This window comes from Nonomuraea insulae (genome assembly GCF_042656245.1).
This window is the reverse complement of record NZ_JBHSPA010000079.1, coordinates 20077-44879: the sequence shown is the minus strand read 5'-3', so window position 1 is coordinate 44879 and position 24803 is coordinate 20077. Positions and strand designations below refer to the sequence as shown.

Here is a 24803-nt window from a genome sequence, read left to right as displayed (position 1 = left end):
CCCTCAGTTGGGGCGCCCTCAGTTGGGACGCAGGGCCGACTTCAGGCGGCGGAGCAGCGTCTTCTCCGGCGGCTCGACCGCGAGCTCCACCTGCTCCTTCGCCGGGGCCGGGATGGTGACCGGCTCGGGCTGGGTGGGGGCGGGCCAGAAGCGGTCCGGCGGCTCGTGGCGTACCCCATGGGTGGTGTCGATGATGTCGTCCACGTCGTCGCCCGCGTCGGCGAGCAGCTCCGCGCGGCCCAGGGCGGAGGTGCGTTCGAGCCGGGCCGTGCGCCCGTCCGGCAGATCCACGACCAGGATGCCCGCGAGATCCTTCTGCACCGACTCGATCATCCGCTCCAGCGTCGCCCGGTGCAGCGGCACGTCCACCGGCCCACGGTAGCGGAACGGGGTCGGCGCGGGCGTCGGCGCGGCCTCGTCGATGAGGCGGACGCGTTCGTCGTGCGCGAACAGGTCACGCATGAGCCGCAGCTCGAAACTCGGGTCGGACAGCGCGAAACGACTGCGGGAGTCGAGCCGTGACCACGGCCCCACCAGCGTCACCACGACGTCCTGCACCTTGCCGTCCAGCGCCGCCGCCACCGCCTGCCGCACCACGGACTCGGGCGCGCCGGCGACGTCGAGCACGACCTCCACGTACGGGACCAGCCACCGCCGCCCCCGATCCTTGCGCAGGTCCCTGCGCAGCGGAATCCGATGCGCCAGGTACGGCTCCACCGCCCGCACGGCCCGCTCCCGGTCGCGATGCTGGGAAGGCAGCCCCAGGTGTACGGCCTGGGCGTCCATCTCGGGCACGAAGACAACTCCGTACATGGCCAGCCGGTAGGAGAACTCGGTGTCCTCCCCCCGCGCCACGGTCGGATCGAGCCCGCCCACGGCGTGGAAGACCTCCCGGGGCAGGGCGAAGGTCGGCCCGGTGCACACGTGATAGGGATTGCGGCTCTTGCGCAGCCCGTCGGTCTTGGCGATCGTCGCCTCGGTCGAGCTCGACACGGCCGCGGCCAGGTCGAACAGCTCTCCCAGGTGCCGCGCCCGGTAGACCTGCTCCGCGGTGACCGGCGGCGCGTCGACGAACTTCTTCATCCCGATCGAGACCAGGTAGTCCGTGACGTGATGCCACCGGGCCATGGCCTCGATGTGCTCGCGGCAGGCCACCATGTCGGAGTCGAGCCGCTGGATGATCTCGCCGTCGGCGGCCTTGGCGCCGGTGTTGACGGCGTTGGAGATGCCCCAGCCGTCCCGTACGGGTACGAGACGGGTGTTGACGGGACGGATCTCCGGCAGCCGGATCGGCGGCCTGCTGCCGTCGTCGACGACCAGGACCTCCATGAGGTGTTCCGGGTACGTCTGCGCGGCCAGCGCCGCCAGCGTCAGGTCGAGCTTGTCCTGCCCGCCGTGAGCGGGTATCACCACACTCACGGAAAGGGCGGGTGACCAGGCGCCGAGCTGCGGTGCCGCCACTGGTGAATAGTCGTTCTGCCTCAGAGCAGGACGCGCGTTCATGGTCGTGACCCCCTGCCGAGACCTTATCGGGAGATGCTGAGAATTTCCTGAATAGTGACCCTGTCCAATGAACAAGTCCGACCCGTGGACGCGGCTCCGCGACGGGCGCCATCACCCCGTACACTCTGTGCCCAACACCGCAGGTAGGGAGTCATCATGAGCAGGTCGTGGCGTGGCCTCATCGAGGAGTACCGCGAGCGTCTTCCGGTCACCGCGAAGACGCCGGTCATCACGCTGCTCGAGGGCGGCACGCCGCTGGTGCCCGCGCACCGCGTCTCGGCCCTCACGGGGTGTGACGTCTACCTCAAGGTGGAGGGGGCCAACCCGACGGGCAGCTTCAAGGACCGCGGGATGACCATGGCCATCAGCAAGGCGGTGGAGGAGGGGGCCAAGGCGGTCATCTGCGCCTCCACCGGCAACACCTCGGCCTCCGCGGCGGCCTACGCCGTACGCGCCGGGCTGACCTGTGCCGTGCTGGTGCCGCGGGGGAAGATCGCCATGGGCAAGCTGGCCCAGGCGCTCGTTCACGGGGCCACGCTGCTACAGGTCGAGGGGTCGTTCGACGACTGCCTGGAGATGACCCGCAAGTTGTCATCCAGCTATCCGATCGCGCTGGTCAACTCGGTCAACCCGTTCAGGTTGCAGGGGCAGAAGACGGCGGCGTTCGAGATCGTCGACACGCTCGGCGACGCGCCCGACATCCACTGCATCCCGGTGGGCAACGCGGGCAACATCTCGGCCTACTGGATGGGCTACCGCGAATACTTCGACGACGGCGTGTCGACGAAGCTTCCGCGCATGTTCGGCTTCCAGGCCAGCGGCGCGGCGCCCATCGTCGAGGGCGCGCCCGTCGCACATCCGCACACGATCGCCACCGCGATCCGCATCGGCAACCCCGCCTCCTGGTCGCTGGCCACCTCGGCCCGCGACGATTCCGGCGGGATCATCCAGGCGGTGACCGACCGGCAGATCGCGGCCGCGTACAAGCTGCTGGCTCAGGAGGAGGGCGTGTTCGTGGAACTCGCCTCGGCCGCCGGCGTCGCGGGCTTGCTGCAAGCCCACGCTCAGGGCATGGTGGAGTCGGGGCAGCGCATCGTCTGCACGGTCACCGGCAACGGCCTGAAGGACCCTGACTGGGCCATCTCGGGAGCGCCGGCGCCGGTGGTCATCCCGATCGACGTCCACGCCGCCGCGGCGGCGCTCAACCTCGCCTGACGGGGGCGTACGGGGAGAAAAGTGAACTGATGAGGACCGTTGAGATCCGTGTGCCCGCCACATCGGCGAACCTGGGGCCCGGGTTCGACGCGCTGGGGCTGGCACTGAGCCTCCACGACGAGGTCGAGGCCGCGCTCACCGGCGAACGCGGCGTCCACGTCACCGTGGAGGGCGAAGGCGCGGGGGAGGTGGATCTCGGCGAGGGGCATCTGGTCGTCAAGGCGATGCGCGCGGCGTTCGGCCGCATGGGGCTGCCCCAGCCGGAAGGCATACGCCTGCGTTGCCGCAACATGATTCCGCACGCCCGCGGCCTGGGATCGTCGTCGGCCGCCGTGTGCGCGGGCATTCTCGCCGCGCGCGCTTTGGCCGATGGCGAACATTTCTCCGACGACGACGTGCTCGCGCTGGCCACCGAGATGGAGGGCCATCCCGACAACGTCGCCCCCTGCCTGGCGGGCGGACTGACCGTGGCGTGGTCCGACCACGCCGGCGCGCCGCATATGGTGAAACTGACTCCCGACCAGCGTGTCCGTCCAGTCGTCGTCATTCCGTCGACGCGGCTGTCCACGGAGGCCGCGCGGGGGCTCTTGCCGAAGGACGTGCCCCACAAGGACGCCTCCTTCAACGCCGGCAGGGCCGCGTTGCTGATCGCCGCGCTGACCCAGCGGCCCGAACGAGAGCTTCTGCTCGCCGCCACGGAAGACCGCCTCCACCAGCATTACCGCGCGCCTGCCATGAGGCAGAGCACGGATCTGGTAGAACGTCTGCGTGCAGTGGGCGTGCCCGCGGTCGTTTCGGGAGCGGGTCCCACAGTTCTTGCGTTTTCGACATCGGATACGCAGGATTTGATCGCGCCAGAAGTGGGTAATGACTGGCACATCCAGCTTATGGACGTCGACCCGGTTGGTGCGAACGTTCAGTTCCCCGAGACACGCTGATGCCTCTTTAGACCTTCAGGGAATAGCCGTGTGCGCTGGTGATGTTAGGCTGATAGCCGCACCAGATGCCCCCTTGGTGGGTGCGTGCTTGTCAGCCATACATCGCTGCATCATGCTTCACGTCGCGAGGCGTGGGCGGCATGGCTGTCTCCCCGGAATCCGTTGCCTCCGGTTGGCCCACACCCGGTTGGCTCAACGCGAGGTGGCGACGACGGGGACCTGCGCGTTCGAATCATCTCGACATCTGGTTGGCGACAGCAATCTGGGGGGTGTCGGCCACGCGCCAAGGGCCATCGGCGGCGTGGACGAACCCCTCCCCAAGAGTGGCGACTGTCTCCAGCGACAGCCGAAGATCGCAAAGTGCACCCCGACCCGGTCTGTCCCGCCGGATCGCAAGCACCTCCGGGACGCCCGGCAGAACGAAACCGGCGCCCGACCCCTGGGAAGGACCTTTTAGTTGAGCGACACCACCGAACTCCTCTCCGACGCATCAGGCGCTGAGCCGGCGTCCGGCGACACCCCCACCCGCGCCGCGGCCAAGCCGCGTGCGCGTCGCTCCGGCACCGGCCTGTCCGCCAAGGTGCTGCCCGAGCTGCAGAAGATGGCCGCGGAGCTGGGCATCAGCGGGACCGGGCGCATGCGGAAGAGCCAGCTCATCGCGGCCATCCAGGAGAAGCAGGGTGGCGGTTCCGGAGACGGCGCAGCAGTAGCCGCACCGGCGGAGGCACCCGCCCCGTCCACGACGGAGGCGGCCCCCGCGGCAGAGCGGCCCACCCGTACACGCAGGGAACGCTCCCGCACCAAGACCGTTGAGGACCCCGCTCCGCAGCCCGTCGCGGCGCCCGCCCCCGAGCCCGTGGCCGTCGCGCCCGAGCCGGTCGCGGCCCCGGTGGAGACCGTTGTGGAGCAGCAGCAGGAGGCCCAGTCGGCCGAGGTCACGCAGGGCGAGCCGCGCTCCGAGCGCGGCGAGAGCCGGCGCGAGCGCCGTGGTCGCGGTGAGCGCCGCGAGCGTGGCGACCGCGGCGACCGTTCCGGTGACCGCGGTGACGGCGGCCGTACCGACAGCCGTACCGACAGCCGTTCTGACAGCCGCTCCGACAGCCGTGACGGCGGGCGCGACAGCGTTCGTGACAGTGGCCGCGACAGCGTTCGTGACAGTGGCCGCGACGGCCTTCGTGACGGTGGCCGTGACGGCATTCGTGACGGCGGGCGCGATGGCGTTCGTGACGGCGGGCGCGGCGACCAGCGCGAGCGCGCAGCCGACTCCGGCAACCGCGGCGACCAGCGCGGCGACGCTCGTGACCAGCGTGACCAGCGCGGTGGCGACGACGACGATCGTGGCGGACGCGGTCGCAGGGGCCGTTTCAGGGAGCGCAACCGCGGTCGTGGCCGTGAGCGCTACGAGAGCGGCGAGCCCGTGGTCGGCGACGACGACGTGCTCATCCCGATCGCCGGCATCCTCGACATCCTCGACAACTACGCCTTCGTCAGGACCAGCGGCTACCTGCCGGGCAGCAACGACGTCTACGTCTCGCTGGCCCAGATCCGCCGCAACGGCCTGCGCAAGGGCGACGTCATCACCGGCGCCGTGCGGCAACCGCGCGACGGCGAGCGGCGCGAGAAGTTCAACGCGCTGGTCCGCCTCGACACCGTCAACGGCATGGACCCGGAGCAGGCCCGCAACCGGCCCGACTTCAACAAGCTGACGCCGCTCTACCCGCAGGATCGCCTGCGTCTCGAGACCGAGCCGAACATCCTCACCACGCGGATCATCGACCTCGTCTCGCCGATCGGCAAGGGCCAGCGTGGCCTCATCGTCTCGCCGCCCAAGGCCGGTAAGACGATGGTGCTGCAGGCCATCGCCAACGCGATCACCCGCAACAACCCCGAGTGCCACCTGATGGTCGTGCTCGTGGACGAGCGGCCTGAAGAGGTCACCGACATGCAGCGGTCGGTGAAGGGCGAGGTCATCCACTCGACCTTCGACCGTCCCGCAGAAGACCACACCACGGTCGCCGAGCTTGCCATCGAGCGGGCCAAGCGCCTGGTGGAGCTGGGCCACGACGTGGTCGTGCTGCTCGACTCGATCACCCGCCTCGGCCGCGCCTACAACCTGGCGGCCCCGGCGTCCGGTCGCATCCTGTCGGGTGGTGTCGACTCCACGGCGCTCTACCCGCCGAAGCGGTTCTTCGGCGCCGCCCGCAACATCGAGAACGGCGGCTCGCTGACGATCCTCGCCACGGCCCTGGTCGAGACCGGGTCCAAGATGGACGAGGTCATCTTCGAGGAGTTCAAGGGCACCGGCAACGCCGAGCTCAAGCTCAACCGATCCCTGGCCGACAAGCGGATCTTCCCCGCGGTGGACGTCGACGCGTCCGGCACCCGTAAGGAAGAGATCCTCATGGGCAAGGACGAGCTCCAGATCGTCTGGAAGCTGCGCCGGGTGCTGCACGCGCTCGACATGCAGCAGGCGCTTGAGCTGCTCCTTGAGAAGATGAAGGAGACCAAGTCCAACGCGGAGTTCCTCCTGCAGGTCCAGAAGACCACGGTGAGCAACGACCGCGACTAGCGGCCCGCGTTCGGAGGGGCGGCAGGGGTTCTTCCCCTGCCGCTTCTTCGCTTTTCGCGGGGGGCGGGGGTTAGCCCTACCCCGGCAAGTGCCGCCTGCCGTATTCACCGGACGGTTTCGCGCGTGCAGTCTGAACTACATGCGACTGAAGGACCGTGTGCCGCTCGGGGCCAAGGGCCCGCTCGGGGTTGTGGTGGATCCGATGACCTGGCGGGCGGCCCCGTACCTGCTGGTCACGGGGTTCTTCGGGCTCGGCTGGTTCGTCGTGCTCGGCCTGGCCGTGCCGCTGTCGCTCACGCTGGCGGTCGTCTGGGTGGGTGTGCCGCTCATGATGGCCACCGTGCTCATATGGCGCGGCGGGGCGATGCTGGAGCGCCGGATGTTACGGGCGGCGTTCGGGGTCAGGATCGCCGATCCGTACCGTCCGCGGCCTGAGGGCGGGGTCGGCGCCCATCTGCGCTGGTTGCTGTCCGACCCCGCCACCTGGCAGGACCTGGGTTACCTGCTGATGTTGCTGCCGCTCGGCGCGGTCGAGGTGGTGCTGACGTTCACCGGGTGGTTCACCTCGGTCATGCTGCTCATCCAGCCGCTGCTGCTCGCCCTGCACGGGCGCTCGGAGGACTACGACGAGCTGGTGGTCGACGACTGGATGAGCGCCGGCCTCGTCGCGTTCTTCGGGGCCGTGGTGCTGGTGCTGACGGCGTATCTCGTACGGGGGATGGCCTGGTTGCACGGCACGCTGGCCACGGTGCTGCTCGGGGGCAACCAGGAGGAGCGCCTGCGGGCCAGCAGGGCGCGCGGGATCGACGCGGCAGAGGCCGAGCGGCGCAGGATCGAGCGCGACCTGCACGACGGCGCGCAGCAGCGGCTGCTGTCGGTGGCGGTGGACCTGGGGCGGGCGCAGTCGAAGTTCGACACCGATCCCGACGAGGTCAGGGCGCTCATCACGCAGGCCCACGCGGGCACCAAGGCGGCCATCGCCGAGTTGCGGAACCTGGCCAGGGGCATTCACCCGGCCATCCTGAGCGACCGCGGGCTGGACGCCGCGCTGTCGGGGCTGGCCGCCAGGGCGCCGATCCGGGTGGACGTCTCCGTGGAGCTGGAGGATCGCCCGCCGCCCGCGGTGGAGAGCATCGCGTACTTCACCGTGGCCGAGACGCTGACCAACATGGCCAAGCACTCCGGCGCCACCGAGGCGTCCGTCACGGTGATCAGGGACCACCGTGGTGTGGTGGTGGACGTGTGGGACAACGGCATCGGCGGCGCGGCCCTCAGCCCCGGCGGCGGCCTGTCCGGGCTGGCCGACCGGGCGGCCACCATCGACGGCGTGCTGGTGGTGCACAGTCCGCTGGGCGGTCCGACGCTGGTACGAGCGGAGTTGCCCTGCGAGTGGTAATAAAGGGCCATGCGCGTGGTCATCGCCGAGGATTCCGTACTGCTGCGCGAGGGGCTCGCGCGGCTGCTGGCCGACGGCGGGATCGAGACGGTCGCGAGCGTCTCCGACGGGTCCTCGCTGGTGGCGGCGGTGCTGGAGCATGAGCCCGACCTGGCGATCGTCGACGTACGCATGCCGCCCACCCACACCGACGAGGGGCTGAGGGCGGCGCTGAGGGTGCGCGAGGCCCGGCCGGACTTCCCGATTCTGGTGCTGTCCCAGTACGTGGAGGAGCGTTACGCCGGCGACCTCATCGGCAGGGCCGTCGGATACCTGCTGAAGGAGCGGGTGGCCGACGTGGCCGAGTTCCTGGAGGCGGTGCGGCAGGTGGCGGCCGGGGGCACGGTGATCGACCCCGAGGTGGTCGTGCAGTTGCTCAGCCGTCAGCGCCGTGGCGCGCCGCTCGACTCGTTGTCGCCCCGGGAGCGCGAGGTGCTCTCCCTGATGGCCGAGGGGCGCTCCAACACCGCCATCGCCGCCAGGCTGGTCGTCACGGAGGGTGCGGTGGAGAAGCACATCTCCGGCATCTTCGCCAAGCTGGCGCTCGGGCCGGCGCCGGAGGACCATCGGCGGGTGCTCGCCGTGCTCACATACCTGGGCCGGTGACAGGCGATAGATCGACAGGAATGCCTGACGGCCTGGGATGGTTGCACGATCTGGCACACTGGTAGCTGACCGATTTTGCGGCTCCGGTTCACGCCGTTCGTAAAGGCGACCCGGCGGCCGCACCCCGAAAGGACAGCGATGAAGAGCGACATCCACCCCGATTACCACGTGACGCAGGTGTCCTGCTCCTGCGGCAACACGTTCACCACGCGTAGCACCGCCAAGAACGGCGTGATCCACGCCGACGTGTGCTCTGCCTGTCACCCGTTCTACACGGGCAAGCAGAAGATCCTCGACACCGGCGGCCGGGTGGCTCGCTTCGAGAAGCGCTTCGGCAAGAAGGCCACGGGCAACTAGCTCCACCGACGCCGGCCCGGACGCACCCCGGTGCGCCGGGTCGGCGTTGTTGGTGAAGGCCATATCTTCTGACGAATAAGGGATCCACGGTGAACCTCGACGAGTTGCTCAAGGAGTATTCCGAGCTGGAGCTGCAGCTCGCCGACCCCGCCGTGCACGCCGACCAGAACAAGGCCCGCACGCTCGGGAAGCGCTACTCGCAGCTCACGCCGATCGTCGGCACCTACCGCGAGCTCGGCTCGGCCCGCGAGGATCTGACGGCCGCCAAGGAGCTGGCCAAGGAGGACGAGGGGTTCGCCGCCGAGGCCGTGCAGATCGAAGAGCGCATCCCCCAGCTGGAGGAGCGGCTCAAGCACCTGCTCATCCCGCGTGATCCCAATGATGACAAGGACATCATCATGGAGATCAAGGCGGGCGAGGGCGGCGAGGAGTCCGCGTTGTTCGCCGGCGACCTGCTGCGCATGTATCTGCGCTACGCCGAGCGGCTCGGCTGGAAGACCGAGGTCATCGACAGCCAGCCCTCCGACCTGGGCGGATACAAAGACGTCACGGTCGGCATCCGGGCCAAGGGCGACGAGGGCGTGTGGTCCAGGCTCAAGTTCGAGGGCGGTGTGCACCGCGTGCAGCGGGTGCCCGTCACCGAGTCCCAGGGCCGCATCCACACCAGCGCCGCGGGCGTGCTCGTCTACCCGGAGGCGGAGGATGTCGAGGTTCAGATCGACCCCAACGACCTGCGCATCGACGTCTACCGCTCCAGCGGCCCCGGCGGCCAGAGCGTCAACACCACCGACTCCGCGGTCCGCATCACCCACCTGCCCACCGGCGTCGTCGTCTCGTGCCAGAACGAGAAGAGCCAGCTCCAGAACAAGGAGTCGGCCCTGCGCATCCTGCGCGCGCGACTGCTGGCCATCGCTCAGGAACAGGCCGAGGCCGCCGCCCAGGCCGAGCGCAAGTCGCAGGTCCGCACCATGGACCGCTCCGAGCGCGTACGCACCTACAACTTCCCGGAAAACCGTATTTCCGACCACCGAGTCGGCTTCAAGGCGTATAACCTCGACCAGGTTCTCGACGGTGAGCTCAACGCCGTCACCCAAGCCCTCATCGACGCCGAGACGGCGGAGAAGCTCGCACAACACTCATGACATTTCTGCTGGACGAAATCGCGCTCGCCACCGCCCGGCTGGCCGAGGCAGGCGTTCCGTCACCGCGCACGGACGCGGAGGAGATCGCGGCGTTCGTCCACGGCGTGCGCAGGAGTGAGCTCCACACGGTCAGGGACGCCGACTTCGACGCGCTCTTCTGGGAGGGCGTCGCGCGGCGCGAGGCCCGCGAGCCACTGCAGCACATCACCGGCCACGCCTACTTCCGCTACCTGGAGCTCGCGGTCGGGCCCGGCGTGTTCGTGCCGCGGCCGGAGACCGAGGTCATGGCCGGATGGGCCATCGAGACCCTGCGGGAGATGGACGTGACCGCCCCCCTCGTGGTCGATCTGGGCACCGGGTCCGGCGCGATCGCGCTGTCGATCGCCCAGGAGGTGGCGCTGGCCGAGGTGCACGCCGTGGAGGTCGACCCCGAGGCGTACACATGGGCCAAACGCAACATCTCCGAGCACGGCCAGGGCCGCACGCACCTGCACCCGGAAGATCTCGCCGAGGCGTTGCCCGAGCTCAACGGCAAGGTCGACCTGGTCATCTCCAACCCGCCCTACATCCCGCCCGGCGCGATCCCGCGCGACCCAGAGGTGCGTCACTACGACCCCTCCAGGGCTCTTTACGGCTCGGGCGACGACGGGCTCGGCGAGGTCCGCGCGGTGGAGCGCACCGCCCGCCGCCTGCTGCGTCCAGGGGGCTGGATGGCCGTGGAGCACGCCGACGAGCAGGGCAGGTCCGTCTACCTGACCTTCCCTGAGGACAACGGCTGGCGGGACGTACGTCTGCGCCAGGATCTCACCAGAAGAGACCGCTTCGTCACGGCCAGGCTGGGCCAGGACTAGGATGCACGCGAGCGGCTCGGCTGCCCCATTGGCACCGTCGGCCGTCTGAGGAGGAAGGGGGAGGCCTCGACAGCGCCGCTCGTCTACCGGGCGGAGCGAGGCGAAGAGATCGTGGGACGACGTTTTGACTGCTCCGACCCCGAACAGCGGGCCGAGGGCCTGACGGAGGCCGCGGCCGCCGTACGCAGAGGCGAGCTCGTGGTGCTGCCGACCGACACCGTGTACGGCATCGGCGCCGACGCCTTCACCCCCGCGGCCGTCACCGCGCTGCTCGACACCAAGGGCCGGGGCCGTGACATGCCGCCGCCCGTGCTGGTGGGCACCGTCAGGGCCGCCACGGCGCTCGTGGACGACCTGGGGCCGTACGGGCAGGACCTGATAGACGCCTTCTGGCCGGGGGCGCTCACGCTGGTCTGCAAGGCCAACAGGGCCCTTTCCTGGGACCTGGGGGACGCCAAGGGGACGGTGGCCATCCGCATGCCGCTCCACCCCGTCGCGCTCGAACTGCTCAAGGAGACCGGCCCCATGGCGGTCTCCAGCGCCAACCGCTCGGGCGCGCCCGCCGCGACCACGGCCGAGGAGGCCGAGGAGCAACTCGGCGAGTCGATCCCGGTCTACCTCGACGGCGGCAAGACCACCGACAACACGCCCTCCACCATCCTCGACCTCACCACGGCCGTGCCCCGGATGTTGCGGCGCGGGGCCATCCCGGTGGAGAAGCTGCGCGGCATCATCGGCTACGTCGCCACCGACGACTGAGGTATACCGGCTGCTTATTCCGGCTGCTATCGCGCTCGGGCCATGATTACGGTAAGGCCCGGAGCTGCGATACGTCCGGGAGTGGCCGATGGGCAAGTACGACGGCATGGATCCCCAATTGGTCCGTGACCTGCTGGCCGAGGTGAAGAGCGCGGCCACGCGGATGCGCACGGTCGAGGACCGGATCAGGCTTGTCATGCACCAGGCCGGGCTGTCCGCCGGGATCGCCCATCGTCCTGTGCACATCGCCGATGCCGTCGATGACATGGTCAAGGACGTCAACGTCCGGCTCGGGGCGCTGGAGAAACGGGTCGATCCGCCGGCGGGGGCCGGGCAGAAGGATGTGCGCGGGGATCAGGACCTGTACGGGAATCCGCGCGCGGATGAGGAAGTGACGCCTCCGGCTAGGGACGGCGCTGGGACCGGCGGGACCGGCACAGACGGGGCGAAGCCCGACTCCGACGGCAAGACCGGGTCTGACGGCAAAACTGGCTCGGACGGGAAGACCGGCTCGGACGGGAAGACCGGCTCCGACGGCGAGACCGGCGCGCGGGGCGGGACTGGGGCCGACGGCACCACCGACTCCGACGGGAAGAGCTGTGACGACGGCAAAGACACCGGAACCGGCCAGGGCACTGGGACCGGAACTGGCACCGGAACCGGTCAGGGCACTGGGACCGGAACTGGCACCGGAACCGGTCAGGGCACTGGGGCAGAGACCGGGACCGGCCAGGGGACGGGACAGGACGCCGGGGCTGGTCAGGGCACTGGGATCGGCCAGGGAACCGGGACGGACACCGGCACAGGGACGGACACCGGGACGGGCCAGGGCACTGGGACTGGGGCGGATACCGGGACGGGCCAGGGCACAGGAGTGGGCACTGGCACGGGGACGGATACCGGGGCTGGCCAGGGCACAGGAACGGGCACCGGCACGGGGACGGACACTGGGGCCGGCCAGGGCACTGGGACTGGGGCGGACACCGGGACCGGCCAAGGCACAGGAACGGGCACGGGGACGGACACTGGCACGGGGACGGGCACTGGGACCGGCCAGGGCACGGGCACTGGGGCGGATACCGGGATCGGCCAGGGCACTGGGACTGGGACGGACACCGGGACCGGCCAAGGCACTGGGACGGGCACTGGGACGGGGACGGGCACTGGGACGGGGACGGACACTGGAACCGGGCAGGGCACTGGGACGGGGCAGGGTGTCGGGGTCGGGGTGGATGGTGGGGGGACGGACAATCCCGTCCAGGACGGGCAGAGCGCGGCCAAGCCACAGGTTGTGGTGGTCGATGGGGTCAAGGTTCTGCAGGTGCCGCTCGATCCGCCGACCGCTGAGGTCGTGGAGGACATGCTGCAGCACCCCGATCGCGTGCCACCGGCCGAGATGCCGAACGTTCCCGCCGGTGTCGCCGATGCCACGACCATTGGCAACTACGCCAACGACGGCAGCGACGTGGTCTCCGCAGGGGCGAATCCGCCCGACCTGGACGCGCTGGAGACGGTGATCGAGAACCATCGGGACATTGGGCCGCAGGACATGCCCGGTGTGGACGTTCCGGCCGGAGAATACGGCAAGGGCGATTGGGCTGAGCAGGACGTCAGGCCGGATGGCCCCACGGGTTCCGTTGACCCGGCCAGACCGAGCACGGGCGCAGGCCAGCCGGTGTCCCTTCCACCAACGGACGTCACCTCGGACGGCGTCTCGACGGGCGAGGTGGCGGGTGCAGCCACCACACCAGCCGACGACACGGCTCCCCCCGCCACCGACGATGCCTGCGATTCGGACAAGGATGCGACGCCGGGCGGCGACACGGGCACCACACCGGGCGGCAAGGACACGACACCGGCCCCGCCGACAGGCGAACTACCCGATCAGGGCACTGGCGGCGGCCAGGGAACCGGCCAGGGTACGGGCGACCAAGGCGGCCAGGGAACTGGCGATCAAGGCACTGGCGGTACAGGCACCGGCGCCACAGGCGACCAGGGTGGCCAGGGCACCGGCGGCACGGGTGGCCAGGGTCCGGGCGATCAGGATGGCCAGGGGACGGGTGGCCAGGGCGCTGGCGGCACGGGCGACCAGGGTGGCCAGGGGACGGGTGGCCAGGAGACTGGTGACCAGGGCACCGGTGATCGTGGGACGGGCGATCAAGGGACGGGTGAGCGAGGGAAGCCGGTCACGATCCCGCCGACCAACCCCTCCGCCGAAACGCCCAATGGCGCCACCACCGACACACCACCCACGACGACGGATGCCGATGGGAGCACGGACGGGCGGGGAGGCAGCGGCGCCGCTGGGGTGCAGGGGGGCGGTGGCGTGGGGTCGGGCGTCTACGGAGCGGGCTCGGCTCCGGGCGTGGAGGCCAGCGCGGGCGTCAATGCGAGCGTCGGGGTGTATGGAGGCGATGGCGCTGATGCAGGAGCTTACGGCTCGGGATCGGCTCGGGATGCGGGTGCCGCTTTGGGCGGTGCGGTGCAAGGCGGCGATGTCGCCGGTGCCGGGCAGGGAGCCGGGACGAGCGTTGCGGTGGAGGGAGGAGCCGGGACGAGCGTTGCGGTGCAAGGGGGAGCCGGGACGAGCGTTGCGGTGGAGGGGGAGCGGGTGCTGGGGGATGGTGGGGGTGGGGTTCGTGGTGGGTCGCCTGCCTACGGGATTCTGATCGGTTACGACGTGGAACCCGGTTACAAGACGGTGGCTGAGTCGGGGATGGGTGTTCAGGGGTGGGCCGATGATGGGACTGAGGTCGTGGCGGCGGAGGTCGTACCGCCCGATCTGGACGCGCTCACGACCGTGATCGAGCACCACCGCGACATCCAGCCGCAGGACATGTCCTCCCTCGAGATCCCGCCAGGCGAGTACGGAAAGGATGCGTGGATGCCAGAGGACGGTCCGCCGGGTGCGGTGGAGTCCGGTAGGCCGGAAAGGAGCGCGTGATGTACGCCGACCCACCGGCCCCCAAGGACAAGGGGGTGGACGAGACCCCGCCCCTCATCCCGGGTAAAGCGTTGGACGACCCCCACGCCTGGCTGTTCAATCCCGAATACAAACGGCTCGTGGCGGCGTGGGAGTCCGCCAAGAGCGAGCTGGACACCCTCAGCACGGTCCTCGACAGGGCGTACTCCCTGGCCATGAGCCCCCAGACGTGGGAGGCGCCCGTGGGGAAGCGTTACGTCGAGGACATCAAGGAATGGCGCAAGAGGCTCATCGCCTACCGGCTCGCCGTGCTCTCCGCGATCAGCGATGAGGCGGCCGATACGCCGCGATGGGTGCACACGACGGCAAGCGCGCCGCACGCCTACTACCCGCGATGAAATTTCCGGGCCCCGCCGGTGTATGGGAGAACCGGACATTAGGTCGTACAGTGGGGAAATGGGTGCGGAGCCCTACTATGGCCCGGACTTCGGGCTGCTGCGGAGGCGAGATCCCGAGATAGCGCAGGTCCTGATCGACGAGCTCGACAGGGTGCGCGGCGGGATCCAGTTGATCGCGAGCGAGAACTTCACCTCGCCGGCCGTCATGGCCGCCCTGGGCTCCACCCTGACGAACAAGTACGCCGAGGGTTACCCGGACAGGCGCTACTACGGCGGCTGCGAGGTGGTGGACAGGGCCGAGCGGCTGGCGGTCGAGCGGGCGCGGGCGTTGTTCGGGGCCGAGCACGCCAACGTCCAGCCTCATTCCGGCGCCTCGGCGAATCTGGCCGCCTACGCCGCCCTCCTGCAGCCCGGCGACACGATGCTGGCCATGGCGCTCCCGCACGGCGGCCACCTCACGCACGGCTCGAAGGTGAACTTCTCGGGAAGATGGTTCGACGTCGTGTCGTACGGGGTGCGACGCGACACCGAGCTCATCGACTACGACGAGGTGCGCGACCTGGCGCTGCGGCACCAGCCGAAGCTCATCGTGTGCGGCGCCACCGCGTACCCGAGGCTGATCGACTACATGGCCTTCCGCGGCATCGCGGACGAGGTGGGGGCGTGGTTGCTGGCCGACGTGGCGCACCCGATCGGGCTGATGGCGGCGGGTGTGATCCCGTCGGCGGTGCCGTACGCGGACGTCGTGACGCTCACCACCCACAAGGCGCTGCGCGGACCGCGCGGCGGCGCCATCCTGTGCACGGAGGAGCTGGCCAAGAAGATCGACCGGGCGGTCTACCCGTTCGTGCAGGGCGGGCCGATGATGCACGTGGTGGCGGCGAAGGCGGTGGCGTTCGCGGAGGCGATGCGGCCGGAGTTCGCCGGCTACGCCAGGCGGGTGATCGCGAACGCGCAGGCGCTGACGGAGGCGCTGGCCGTGGAGGGTATGCGGGCCGTGTCCGGCGGCACCGACACCCATCTGGCGCTGATCGACCTGCGTGATGTGGGAGTGTCGGGGGCGGAGGCGGAGCGCAGGTGCGCGGCCGCTGGAATCACACTCAACCGGAACGTGGTGCCGTATGATCCGGAACCGGCGACGATCACTTCGGGGATCCGCGTCGGTACGCCGTGCGTGACCACCCAGGGGATGGGACCGCGGGAACTCAAGGAGGTGGGCACTCTGGTGACGCTGGCGGTGCGGCATCCGGCCGCCGCGGCGGAGGTCAGGGACAGAGTGTCGGCGCTTCTTGCCATACATCAGCCATATCTCAGCGAATATTAAGCTGGTCTGAGTCGTTTTCCGGTCACAGTCGGCCGGAGCATCCTGGAAACTAGGTACGTGCGCGAATACCTCTTCATGGCGCTCATCTCAGCGGCGGTGACCTACCTGCTGGTTCCGCTGGTGCGCCGCTTCGCCATTCGCATCGGCGCCATGCCCGAGGTTCGCGAGCGCGACGTGCACACCACGCCGACGCCCAGGCTCGGTGGCCTGGCGATGTACGGCGGCCTGGTCGTGGGCCTCCTGACCGCCTCCCATCTCACCCATACCGGCGCCGCGCTGGCCGAGTCCGACGCCAACGCGGTCACCGCGCTCATCGTCGCGGGCGGGCTCATCACGCTGACCGGATTCCTGGACGACTGGTGGGGCATGGACGCCTTCATCAAGCTCGGGGGTCAGATCGCGGCGGCCGGCGTGCTGGTCTTCTTCGACATGCGGCTGCTCTACATCCCGCTGCCCAAGGACTGGGGCGGCTCCACCAGCCTCGACTACACGCTCAGCACGATCATCACCATCCTGGTCGTGGTGGTGACCATCAACGCGGTCAACTTCGTGGACGGGCTCGACGGGCTGGCGGCCGGGATCGTGTGCATCGCGGCCATGGCCACCTGGGCTTACTCGATCTTCCTCGCGCAGAGCATGAGCGTCGGCAACATCACCACGACCGCCGCCATCGCCGCCGTCCTCATCGGCACCTGCCTGGGGTTCCTGCCGCACAACTTCCACCCGGCGAAGATCTTCATGGGCGACACGGGCGCGATGCTGATCGGGCTGGTGCTCGCCTCCTCGATCGTGACCGTGACCCCGCTCGACCCGGCGGCCATCGAGGACATGAACAAGGTCGGCGTGCTGGTGCCGCTCATGTTGCCCGCCGCCGTGCTGGTCCTGCCGCTCGTCGACCTGATCACCGCGGTGGTCAGACGCACCTCGCAGGGCCTGTCGCCGTTCGCGCCCGACCGCGGTCACCTGCACCACCGGCTGCTGGACATCGGCCACTCGATGCGGCGCTCGGTGCTGATCATGTACGCGTGGGCGTTCCTGTTCGCCTTCGGCGTGGTGCTGATGTCGCGGCAGGGTGTGCCGGTGCTGATGTTCCCCGTGGTCATCGTGCTGGCCCTGGCCGTGCTGGTCCTGATGGCGGCTCCGCGCTGGCGGGGCAGGGGCGGCGCGCACTCGGCCCCGCGGGGCAAGGAGCCCGACGACGACGGCCCGCCCACCGGGCCGATGCCGCCGATCCTGCCGGACACACAGGTCAGACGGCAGGTGCCGCCGGCGGACGGATCCACGACCGCCCGCGCGACGACCGAGGGAAACCCGGTCATTCCCGTATTTCCGAGCCGCCCTTGATCGCGAACTAGAAGCGGCAGGTAAAAGCGGCCTTCCGTGAGCTTGTGATATCTTTCACGAGCAGGGACTCCAGATACTCCGGTTCTGGAGGTAGCAAACGCTCGCTTGATAATTTGCTGATGGAGCATACATGCAGGCCAACGACGTGCGCGTCCTTAAGAGCGCCGCGATTCCGACCGCCCTGGTCGGGCTGGTCGCCGTGGTCGTGGCGCTCCTGGTAGCCGGCGGCAAGGGAGCACTGGGCGCGGTCATCGGCACCTTGCTGGTCGGGGTTTTCTTCAGCGTCAGCGTGGTAGCCGTCTCCTATGCCGCCCGGATCTCCCCGCAGATGATGGCGATCGCCGCGATGGGCAGTTACCTCGTCAAGATCGTCGCAATCATGATCGTGCTGGTCTCGTTCCGCGACACCACGGCCTGGAACAACCAGGCCTTCGCCTGGGCCGTCGTGGTGTGCACGCTGGTCTGGACGGGTTTCGAAGTCCGAGCCTTCGTGAAGACCAAGATGCTTTACGTCGACCCCGAAGCCAACGTCCCCGGTAAGGGCGACTCATGAGGCTGGTTCACGGACGGGGTCCGATATGACTAGTCCTCTACTTGCCTGCTATCGTCAGGGCCGCGATGAGCGCACAGGAACGCCGACCGGAAGAAGACGGTCGCGACTTCGCCGATGCCATGTGGGCTATCCCGAGCTCTCTGCTCGCCGGGATGGCTATCTATGGCGGCATCGGGTGGTTGCTGGACCGGTGGCTGGACATGTCCGCATTCTTCCCCATAGGCATCGTCCTGGGGCTGGTGCTCGCCGGCTATCTGGCGTACCGGAAGTTCTCTCGCTAGTCCGCCGCAGCGACGGCTTCGCTGAGGGAATCCTCTTGATCCACACAACGACGTTGAAGGGAACGCCGCGTGAGTGCGCTGACGGTCCTCGCACCCGCTGACCAGTTCGGGGCGCCTACGCCTGATGAGCTGTTCAACCTGCCGCCGATCATTCCCGGGGTCGACTGGTTCACCAAGCCGGTCCTGCTGGCGCTGCTCAGCGCCGTTCTGGTGATCGGCATCACCTGGGCTGCCTTCTCCAACCCCAAGGTCGTGCCTCGGGGCGTGCAGAACGTGGTCGAGTACGGCTACATGTTCGTCCGCGACCAGGTCGCCCGGCCCTTCCTGGGCAAGGACGCCGACCGGTGGATGGGCCTGCTGGTGACGCTCTTCTTCCTGGTCTTCCTGTGGAACATCATGGGCGTCATCCCGGTCCTGCAGTTCCCCGTGGCCTCGCACATCGCCTTCCCGGCGGTGCTGGCGCTCTCGATCTACGTGCTCAAGATCTACCTGGGCGTCAAGCACCAGGGCGCCGGCGGCTACTTCAAGAACATGATGTTCCCGCCTGGTCTGCCCAAGGGCATCTACTTCCTGCTGGCGCCGATCGAGTTCCTCTCCAACCTGGTGATCGCGCCGTTCACGCACGCGGTGCGACTGTTCGCCAACATGTTCGCCGGTCACATGCTGCTGGCCTTCTTCAGCATGGTGGGCTTCTGGTTCCTGTTCGAACAGCTCACCCCGCTGGGAGCTCCCGTCGGCATCGTCGGCGTGATCATGACCATCATCTTCACCGCCTTCGAGATCTTCATCCAGTTCTTGCAGGCGTTCCTCTTCGCGATGCTGGCGGCGATGTACATCGGCGGCTCGCTGCACCCAGATCACTGAGAACCACATACCGGAATATCCATGACCGGTGGGACTCCCTTCACCGGCCGTCCAGTAAAGGAATAACAGCAATGAGCGTTCTCGCTGAGGTCTCCGGCAACGTCACCGCCATCGGTTACGGTCTTGCCGCCATCGGCCCCGGCATCGGCGTCGGCATCATCTTCGGTCAGGGCGTGCAGGCCATCGCGCGTCAGCCCGAGGCCTACGGTCTGATCCGCCAGAACATGCTCCTCGGCTTCGTCCTCACCGAGGCCCTCGCACTGCTCGGTCTGGTCGCGCCCTTCATCTTCGCGCAGCTCTGAGGCCAGAAGAAACCCTGACGAAAGGCTGCGACCATGATGATTAAGGCAGCTACGCTCCTCGCAGCGGAGGAGGGTGCTAACCCACTCATTCCGCACACCTACGAGCTCGTCGTCGGTATCTTCTCGTTCGCCGTCGTTCTGTTCGTTGTCGGCAAGCTCCTCGTTCCCCGCATCCAGAAGACGCTGGCGGAGCGGACCGACGCGATCGAGGGCGGCATCAAGAGGGCGGAGGAGGCGCAGGCCGAAGCTCAGGCCCTGCAGAAGCGTTACGCCGACCAGCTCGAAGAGGCTCGGCGTGAGGCAGGCAGGCTCCGTGAGGAGGCCCGCGAGCAGGCCGCGCAGATCAAGGCCGAACTCCGCGAGGAGGCGCAGGCCGAGGCCCGCCGTCTCGTCGAGGCGGCCCACGCCCAGATCGAGGCGGACCGGCAGGCGGCCTTCGCCCAGCTCCGCGCGGAGATCGGGCGTCTGTCCACCGACCTGGCCGGCCGCATCGTCGGTGAGTCCCTTGAGGACGAGGCCAGGCAGAGCCGCATCGTGGACCGGTTCCTCGATGAGCTCGAGAACAGCAACGCGCAGGCGGTGCGCTGATGCGCGGTTTGAGCAGGGCCTCGCTGGCCGACGTCGAAGAGCGGTTCAACGCGGTGGCCGGCAGTGCTGACCTCGGCACGCTCTCCGACGAGCTGTTCGCGGTCGCGGATCTGCTCGACCGTGAGCACGGCCTGCGCCGCGCCCTGTCCGACCCGGCCAGGGCCGGTGAGCAGAAGGCGAGCATCACGCGCTCGTTGCTCGAAGGCAAGGTCGGCGAGGCGGCGATGGCCACGGCCGAGGCAGCCGTTTCGGCGAAGTGGTCGCGCTCCGGTGACCTGGCCGACTCGCTCGAACGGTTCGGCGTGGTCGCCGCGGCCGCCGAGGCCGAGAGCCAGTCCAGGCTCGACGAGGTGGAGGACGAGCTCTTCCGCTTCAGCCGCATCGTTGCCGCCAACCCCGACCTGCGCCGTGCGCTCGCCGACGCGGCCGCTCCCGAGGAGGGCAAGCGCGACCTACTGCGCAACCTGCTCGAGGGCAAGGTCGCACCGGCCAGCCTGCGTCTGATCACGCAGCTGGTGGTGCACCCGCGCGGGCGTAGCCTGGAGACGGGCCTGGAAGAGGCGAGTCAGCTCGTGGCGCAGCAGCGCCAGCGCCTCGTGGCGGTGGTGCGTACCGCGGTCGAGCTGAGCGAGGCACAGAAGGAGCGCCTGGCCACGTGGCTGCGCGTCTCTTATGGCCGCGACGTGCACCTGAACGTCGAGGTGGACCAGCGAGTGCTCGGTGGGTTCTCGGTTCGCATCGGCGACGAGCTCATCGACACCACCATTGTGGGACGAATCGAAGAAGTCCGCCGCCGGTTGGCCGGCTAGGCGAATAGGGAGACAGAGTAGAGATGGCGGAGCTTACGATCCGGCCGGACGAGATCCGGGACGCGCTTGAGCGCTTCGTCCAGGCGTACGAACCGGAAGGCGCCGCGCGCGAGGAGATCGGGACCGTCGTCGACGCCGGCGACGGCATTGCCCATGTCTCCGGCCTTCCCTCGGCGATGGCGAACGAACTGCTCGAGTTCGAGGACGGCACGCGCGGCCTGGCACTTAACCTCGACACCCGCGAGATCGGTGTCGTTATCCTGGGCGACTTCAGCAAGGTCGAGGAGGGCCAGACGGTCCGCAGGACGGGCGAGATCCTGTCCGTGCCCGTTGGCGACAACTTCCTCGGCCGTGTGGTCGACCCGCTCGGCAACCCGCTCGACGGCAAGGGCGCGATCGAGGCCGAGAGCGTTCGCGCTCTCGAGCTGCAGGCCCCCAGCGTCGTTCAGCGGCAGCCGGTGAAGGAGTCGCTGGCCACCGGCATCAAGGCGATCGACGCCATGACCGCGATCGGCCGGGGCCAGCGACAGCTGATCATCGGCGACCGTGGCACCGGCAAGACCGCGATCGCCGTGGACACGATCCTCAACCAGCGCGAGAACTGGGCCTCTGGCGACCCCGCCAAGCAGGTCCGCTGCGTCTACGTCGCGGTCGGCCAGAAGGGCTCGACCGTCGCGCAGGTGCGCGCTCGCCTGGAGGAGGCAGGCGCGATGGAATACACCACCATCGTCGCCGCCCCCGCCTCCGACCCCGCCGGCTACAAGTACATCGCGCCCTACGCCGGCTCGGCGATCGGTCAGCACTGGATGTACCAGGGCAAGCACGTCCTGATCGTCTTCGACGACCTGACCAAGCAGGCCGACGCGTACCGCGCGGTCTCGCTGCTGCTGCGCCGTCCGCCGGGCCGTGAGGCGTTCCCCGGCGACGTCTTCTACCTCCACTCCCGTCTGCTGGAGCGCTGCGCCAAGCTCTCCGACGACATGGGCGCCGGCTCGATGACGGGTCTTCCGGTCATCGAGACCAAGGGCAACGACGTCTCGGCCTTCATCCCGACCAACGTCATCTCCATCACCGACGGCCAGGTCTTCCTCGAGACCGACCTGTTCAACGCGGGTGTGCGCCCGGCCATCAACGTCGGTGTCTCGGTCTCCCGAGTCGGTGGCGCCGCTCAGTCCAAGGCCATGAGGAAGGTCGCCGGTACGCTGCGTCTGTCGCTCTCGCAGTACCGTGACCTGGAGGCCTTCGCGGCCTTCGCCTCCGACCTGGATGCCGCGTCCAAGGCGCAGCTCGAGCGTGGCCAGCGGCTGGTGGAGCTGCTCAAGCAGGCCCAGTACAGCCCGTTCTCGCTGGAGCGCGAGGTGGCCTCGATCTGGGCCGGCACGACGGGCGAGCTGGACGAGGTGCCGATCGAGGACGTTCGCCGCTTCGAGATGGAGTTCCTGGACTACATCCAGTCCTCGCACAAGGGTGTCTTCGACACCATCCGCGAGACCAGGGACTTGGCCGACGACACGGTGACCACCCTCAAGGACGCCATCACGGAGTTCAAGAAGGGCTTCACCACCTCCTCGGGTGAGCTGCTGGTCAAGGACGAGCCGGTGGCGCCGCTCGGTGCGGACGAGGTCGGTCAGGAAAAGATCAAGAAGGTCGTCCGGCCTGCGGCGGAGAAGTAGGACATGGGTGCCCAGCTAAGGCTGCTGCGGCGGCGGATCACCTCGGTCAAGTCGACCGCGAAGATCACGCGCGCCCAGGAGCTCATCGCCTCTTCACGGATCGTGAAGGCGCAGCAGCGGATGCAGGCGGCGCTGCCGTACGAGCGTGAGATCATTCGCGCCGTCACCGGCGTCGTCAGCAACGCGGCCAGCGTCGACCATCCGCTGACCGTGGCGAAGGAGAACCCCGCCAGGGCGGGAGTGCTCATCGTCACCAGCGACAGCGGATTCTGCGGCGGCTTCAACGCCAACGCGCTGCGCGAGGCCGAGGCCCTGCGCGGGTTGCTGGAGAGCCGCGGCCTGACCGTGGTGCCGTTCGTCACCGGGCGGAAGGGTGTCACCTGGCACACCTTCCGCAACCGCGAGATGGGCGGCAGCTGGGTCGGGTTCTCGCGCAAGCCGGCCTACGCCGACGCCAAGGAGATCGCGACCACGCTGATCGACTCGTTCAAGGCGGACGACGGGATCGACGAGATCCACATCGTCTCGACCGAGTTCGTCTCGATGCTCACGCAGAACGTCGTGGTCAAGCGAGTCCTGCCGCTGGAGGTCGAGGAGACCGAGGCGACGGAGACGACCGTGATTCCGCCGTACTTCGAGTTCGAGCCGACCGCCGGCGACGTGCTGGAGTCACTGCTGCCGCGTTATGTGGAGTCGCGCATCTTCACCGCGTTGCTCCAGTCCGCGGCCTCGGAAGAGGCCGCGCGGCGGCGCGCGATGAAGTCGGCGACCGACAACGCCAATGAGCTGATGCGGGTGCTCACCCAGCAGATGAACCAGGCTCGCCAGGCGGAGATCACCCAGGAAATCAGCGAGATCGTCGGTGGCGCCAACGCGCTCGCTGACAGCGCAGCGGGGAAAGAGTGAAATGACTGCAGAGGCTGTTGAAACTGTAGAAGCCGCCGCGGCCGGCACTGGCCGCGTGGCACGTGTCACCGGCGCCGTCGTCGACGTGGAGTTCTCCATCGAGGCGATGCCCGAGATCTATAACGCCCTCAAGGTCGAGGTGACCCTCGGCGGCGAGGCCAAGACCCTGACCCTTGAGGTCGCCCAGCACCTGGGTGACAACCTGGTCCGGGCCATCTCCATGCAGCCCACCGACGGCCTGGTCCGTGGCCAGGCGGTGACCGACACGGGCGCCGCGATCTCGGTGCCGGTCGGCGACGTCGTCAAGGGCCACGTGTGGAACGCGCTGGGCGAGACGCTCGACGTGCCGACCTCCTCGCTCAAGATCGAGGAGCGGTGGGGCATCCACCGGCCGTCCCCGCCCTTCGACCAGCTCGAGTCCCGCACGGAGCTGCTGGTCACCGGCATCAAGGTCATCGACCTGCTCACCCCGTACGTGCAGGGTGGGAAGATCGGCCTGTTCGGCGGCGCCGGTGTGGGCAAGACCGTGCTGATCCAGGAGATGATCCGCCGGGTCGCCCGTAACTTCGGTGGCACCTCGTGCTTCGCCGGTGTGGGCGAGCGCACCCGTGAGGGCAACGACCTGTGGCTGGAGATGGAGGAGGCGGACGTCCTCAAGGACACCGCGCTCGTCTTCGGCCAGATGGACGAGCCGCCGGGCACCCGTCTGCGGGTCGCCCTGTCGGCGCTGACGATGGCGGAATACTTCCGCGATGTGCAGGGGCAGGACGTGCTGCTGTTCATCGACAACATCTTCCGCTTCACGCAGGCCGGTTCCGAGGTCTCGACGCTGCTCGGCCGTATGCCGTCCGCCGTGGGTTACCAGCCCACGCTGGCCGACGAGATGGGTGTGCTCCAGGAGCGCATCACCTCGACGCGTGGTCACTCGATCACCTCGATGCAGGCGATCTACGTGCCCGCGGACGACATCACCGACCCGGCCCCGCACAACGCGTTCGCGCACCTCGACGCGCAGACCGTTCTGTCGCGGCCGATCTCGGAGAAGGGCATCTACCCCGCGGTGGACCCGCTCGACTCCACCTCCCGGATCCTCGACCCGCAGATCGTGGGCGAGGAGCACTACCGGGTGGCCCAGGAGACCAAGCGGATCCTGCAGAAGTTCCGCGAGCTCCAGGACATCATCGCGATCCTCGGTATCGACGAGCTCTCCGAGGAGGACAAGGTCACCGTCCAGCGGGCCCGCCGCATCGAGCGCTTCCTGTCGCACCCGATGTACGCGGCCGAGGCCTTCACCGGCCAGCCGGGCGAGACCGTGCCCCTCGACGAGACCATCGCCTCGTTCAAGGGCCTCTGCGCGGGTGAGTACGACCACCTGCCCGAGCAGGCGTTCTACATGGTCGGCGGCATCGAGCAGGCCATCGCCAAGGCCAAGGAACTCGAGCGTCGGTAATCGCCCTATGGTG

Annotated in this window: 23 protein-coding genes; 22 read left to right on the top strand and 1 reads right to left on the bottom strand. The window is 68.8% G+C overall.

Annotation, left to right across the window (positions count from 1 at the left end; all coding sequences use genetic code 11):
- Positions 1–18: 18 nt before the first annotated feature.
- On the bottom strand, positions 19–1461 hold the full coding sequence (locus ACFPZ3_RS51670) for a glycosyltransferase family 2 protein (protein WP_379521806.1): 1443 nt from the start codon (positions 1459–1461) through the stop codon (positions 19–21).
- Positions 1462–1659: 198 nt separating this feature from the next.
- Here ACFPZ3_RS51670 and thrC point away from each other — a divergent pair, with 198 nt between their 5' ends.
- The 22 genes from thrC to atpD all read left to right on the top strand — a co-directional run bounded on the left by thrC (position 1660) and on the right by atpD (position 24790).
- Entirely contained in the window at positions 1660–2718 is a 1059-nt protein-coding gene (gene thrC / locus ACFPZ3_RS51665; RefSeq protein ID WP_379521805.1) for a threonine synthase, read from the top strand.
- A gap of 29 nt (positions 2719–2747) precedes the next feature.
- Complete coding sequence (gene thrB / locus ACFPZ3_RS51660) at positions 2748–3656, top strand: homoserine kinase (protein WP_379521804.1); 909 nt, start codon at positions 2748–2750, stop codon at positions 3654–3656.
- A gap of 457 nt (positions 3657–4113) precedes the next feature.
- Complete coding sequence (rho, locus tag ACFPZ3_RS51655) at positions 4114–6225, top strand: transcription termination factor Rho (RefSeq protein WP_379521803.1); 2112 nt, start codon at positions 4114–4116, stop codon at positions 6223–6225.
- A gap of 139 nt (positions 6226–6364) precedes the next feature.
- Complete coding sequence (locus ACFPZ3_RS51650; protein ID WP_379521802.1) at positions 6365–7621, top strand: sensor histidine kinase; 1257 nt, start codon at positions 6365–6367, stop codon at positions 7619–7621.
- A gap of 9 nt (positions 7622–7630) precedes the next feature.
- Complete coding sequence (locus tag ACFPZ3_RS51645; RefSeq protein ID WP_379521801.1) at positions 7631–8266, top strand: response regulator; 636 nt, start codon at positions 7631–7633, stop codon at positions 8264–8266.
- A 138-nt stretch (positions 8267–8404) separates the two neighbouring features.
- Entirely contained in the window at positions 8405–8623 is a 219-nt protein-coding gene (gene rpmE / locus ACFPZ3_RS51640) for a 50S ribosomal protein L31 (protein WP_379521800.1), read from the top strand.
- 89 nt (positions 8624–8712) lie between these two features.
- Positions 8713–9765: a peptide chain release factor 1 gene (gene prfA, locus ACFPZ3_RS51635; protein WP_379521799.1), complete on the top strand. Its 1053-nt coding sequence runs from the start codon at positions 8713–8715 to the stop codon at positions 9763–9765.
- Positions 9762–10616, top strand: coding sequence for a peptide chain release factor N(5)-glutamine methyltransferase (prmC, locus tag ACFPZ3_RS51630; RefSeq protein WP_379521798.1), 855 nt, complete (start codon positions 9762–9764; stop codon positions 10614–10616). Before prfA ends, prmC begins: the two co-directional genes overlap by 4 nt.
- 111 nt (positions 10617–10727) lie before the next feature.
- Entirely contained in the window at positions 10728–11375 is a 648-nt protein-coding gene (locus ACFPZ3_RS51625) for an L-threonylcarbamoyladenylate synthase (protein ID WP_379521797.1), read from the top strand.
- A 1228-nt stretch (positions 11376–12603) separates the two neighbouring features.
- On the top strand, positions 12604–14319 hold the full coding sequence (locus tag ACFPZ3_RS51620; protein ID WP_379521796.1) for a hypothetical protein: 1716 nt from the start codon (positions 12604–12606) through the stop codon (positions 14317–14319).
- Positions 14319–14696: a hypothetical protein gene (locus ACFPZ3_RS51615; protein WP_379521795.1), complete on the top strand. Its 378-nt coding sequence runs from the start codon at positions 14319–14321 to the stop codon at positions 14694–14696. Before ACFPZ3_RS51620 ends, ACFPZ3_RS51615 begins: the two co-directional genes overlap by 1 nt.
- Before the next feature lie 58 nt (positions 14697–14754).
- On the top strand, positions 14755–16020 hold the full coding sequence (locus ACFPZ3_RS51610) for a serine hydroxymethyltransferase (protein ID WP_379521794.1): 1266 nt from the start codon (positions 14755–14757) through the stop codon (positions 16018–16020).
- Between the two features lie 57 nt (positions 16021–16077).
- Positions 16078–17364, top strand: a complete 1287-nt coding sequence (locus tag ACFPZ3_RS51605) for a glycosyltransferase family 4 protein (RefSeq protein ID WP_379521793.1) — start codon at positions 16078–16080, stop codon at positions 17362–17364.
- A gap of 130 nt (positions 17365–17494) precedes the next feature.
- On the top strand, positions 17495–17917 hold the full coding sequence (locus ACFPZ3_RS51600) for a hypothetical protein (RefSeq protein ID WP_379521792.1): 423 nt from the start codon (positions 17495–17497) through the stop codon (positions 17915–17917).
- Positions 17918–17982: 65 nt separating this feature from the next.
- Positions 17983–18198, top strand: a complete 216-nt coding sequence (locus ACFPZ3_RS51595) for an AtpZ/AtpI family protein (RefSeq protein WP_379521791.1) — start codon at positions 17983–17985, stop codon at positions 18196–18198.
- Between the two features lie 69 nt (positions 18199–18267).
- Positions 18268–19062, top strand: a complete 795-nt coding sequence (gene atpB / locus ACFPZ3_RS51590; RefSeq protein ID WP_379521790.1) for a F0F1 ATP synthase subunit A — start codon at positions 18268–18270, stop codon at positions 19060–19062.
- Between the two features lie 71 nt (positions 19063–19133).
- Positions 19134–19364 carry an ATP synthase F0 subunit C gene (atpE, locus tag ACFPZ3_RS51585; RefSeq protein ID WP_055506968.1) on the top strand — a complete coding sequence of 77 codons (231 nt, stop codon included), beginning with the start codon at positions 19134–19136 and terminating at the stop codon, positions 19362–19364.
- A gap of 36 nt (positions 19365–19400) precedes the next feature.
- Positions 19401–19952, top strand: a complete 552-nt coding sequence (locus tag ACFPZ3_RS51580) for a F0F1 ATP synthase subunit B (RefSeq protein ID WP_379521887.1) — start codon at positions 19401–19403, stop codon at positions 19950–19952.
- Positions 19952–20761, top strand: coding sequence for a F0F1 ATP synthase subunit delta (locus tag ACFPZ3_RS51575; protein WP_379521789.1), 810 nt, complete (start codon positions 19952–19954; stop codon positions 20759–20761). Before ACFPZ3_RS51580 ends, ACFPZ3_RS51575 begins: the two co-directional genes overlap by 1 nt.
- A gap of 23 nt (positions 20762–20784) precedes the next feature.
- A complete protein-coding gene (atpA, locus tag ACFPZ3_RS51570; protein ID WP_379521788.1) occupies positions 20785–22434 on the top strand; it encodes a F0F1 ATP synthase subunit alpha in 1650 nt (549 codons plus the stop codon).
- Between the two features lie 3 nt (positions 22435–22437).
- Entirely contained in the window at positions 22438–23340 is a 903-nt protein-coding gene (locus ACFPZ3_RS51565) for a F0F1 ATP synthase subunit gamma (protein ID WP_379521787.1), read from the top strand.
- 1 nt (position 23341) lies between these two features.
- Complete coding sequence (gene atpD / locus ACFPZ3_RS51560) at positions 23342–24790, top strand: F0F1 ATP synthase subunit beta (RefSeq protein ID WP_379521786.1); 1449 nt, start codon at positions 23342–23344, stop codon at positions 24788–24790.
- Positions 24791–24803 lie beyond the last annotated feature (13 nt).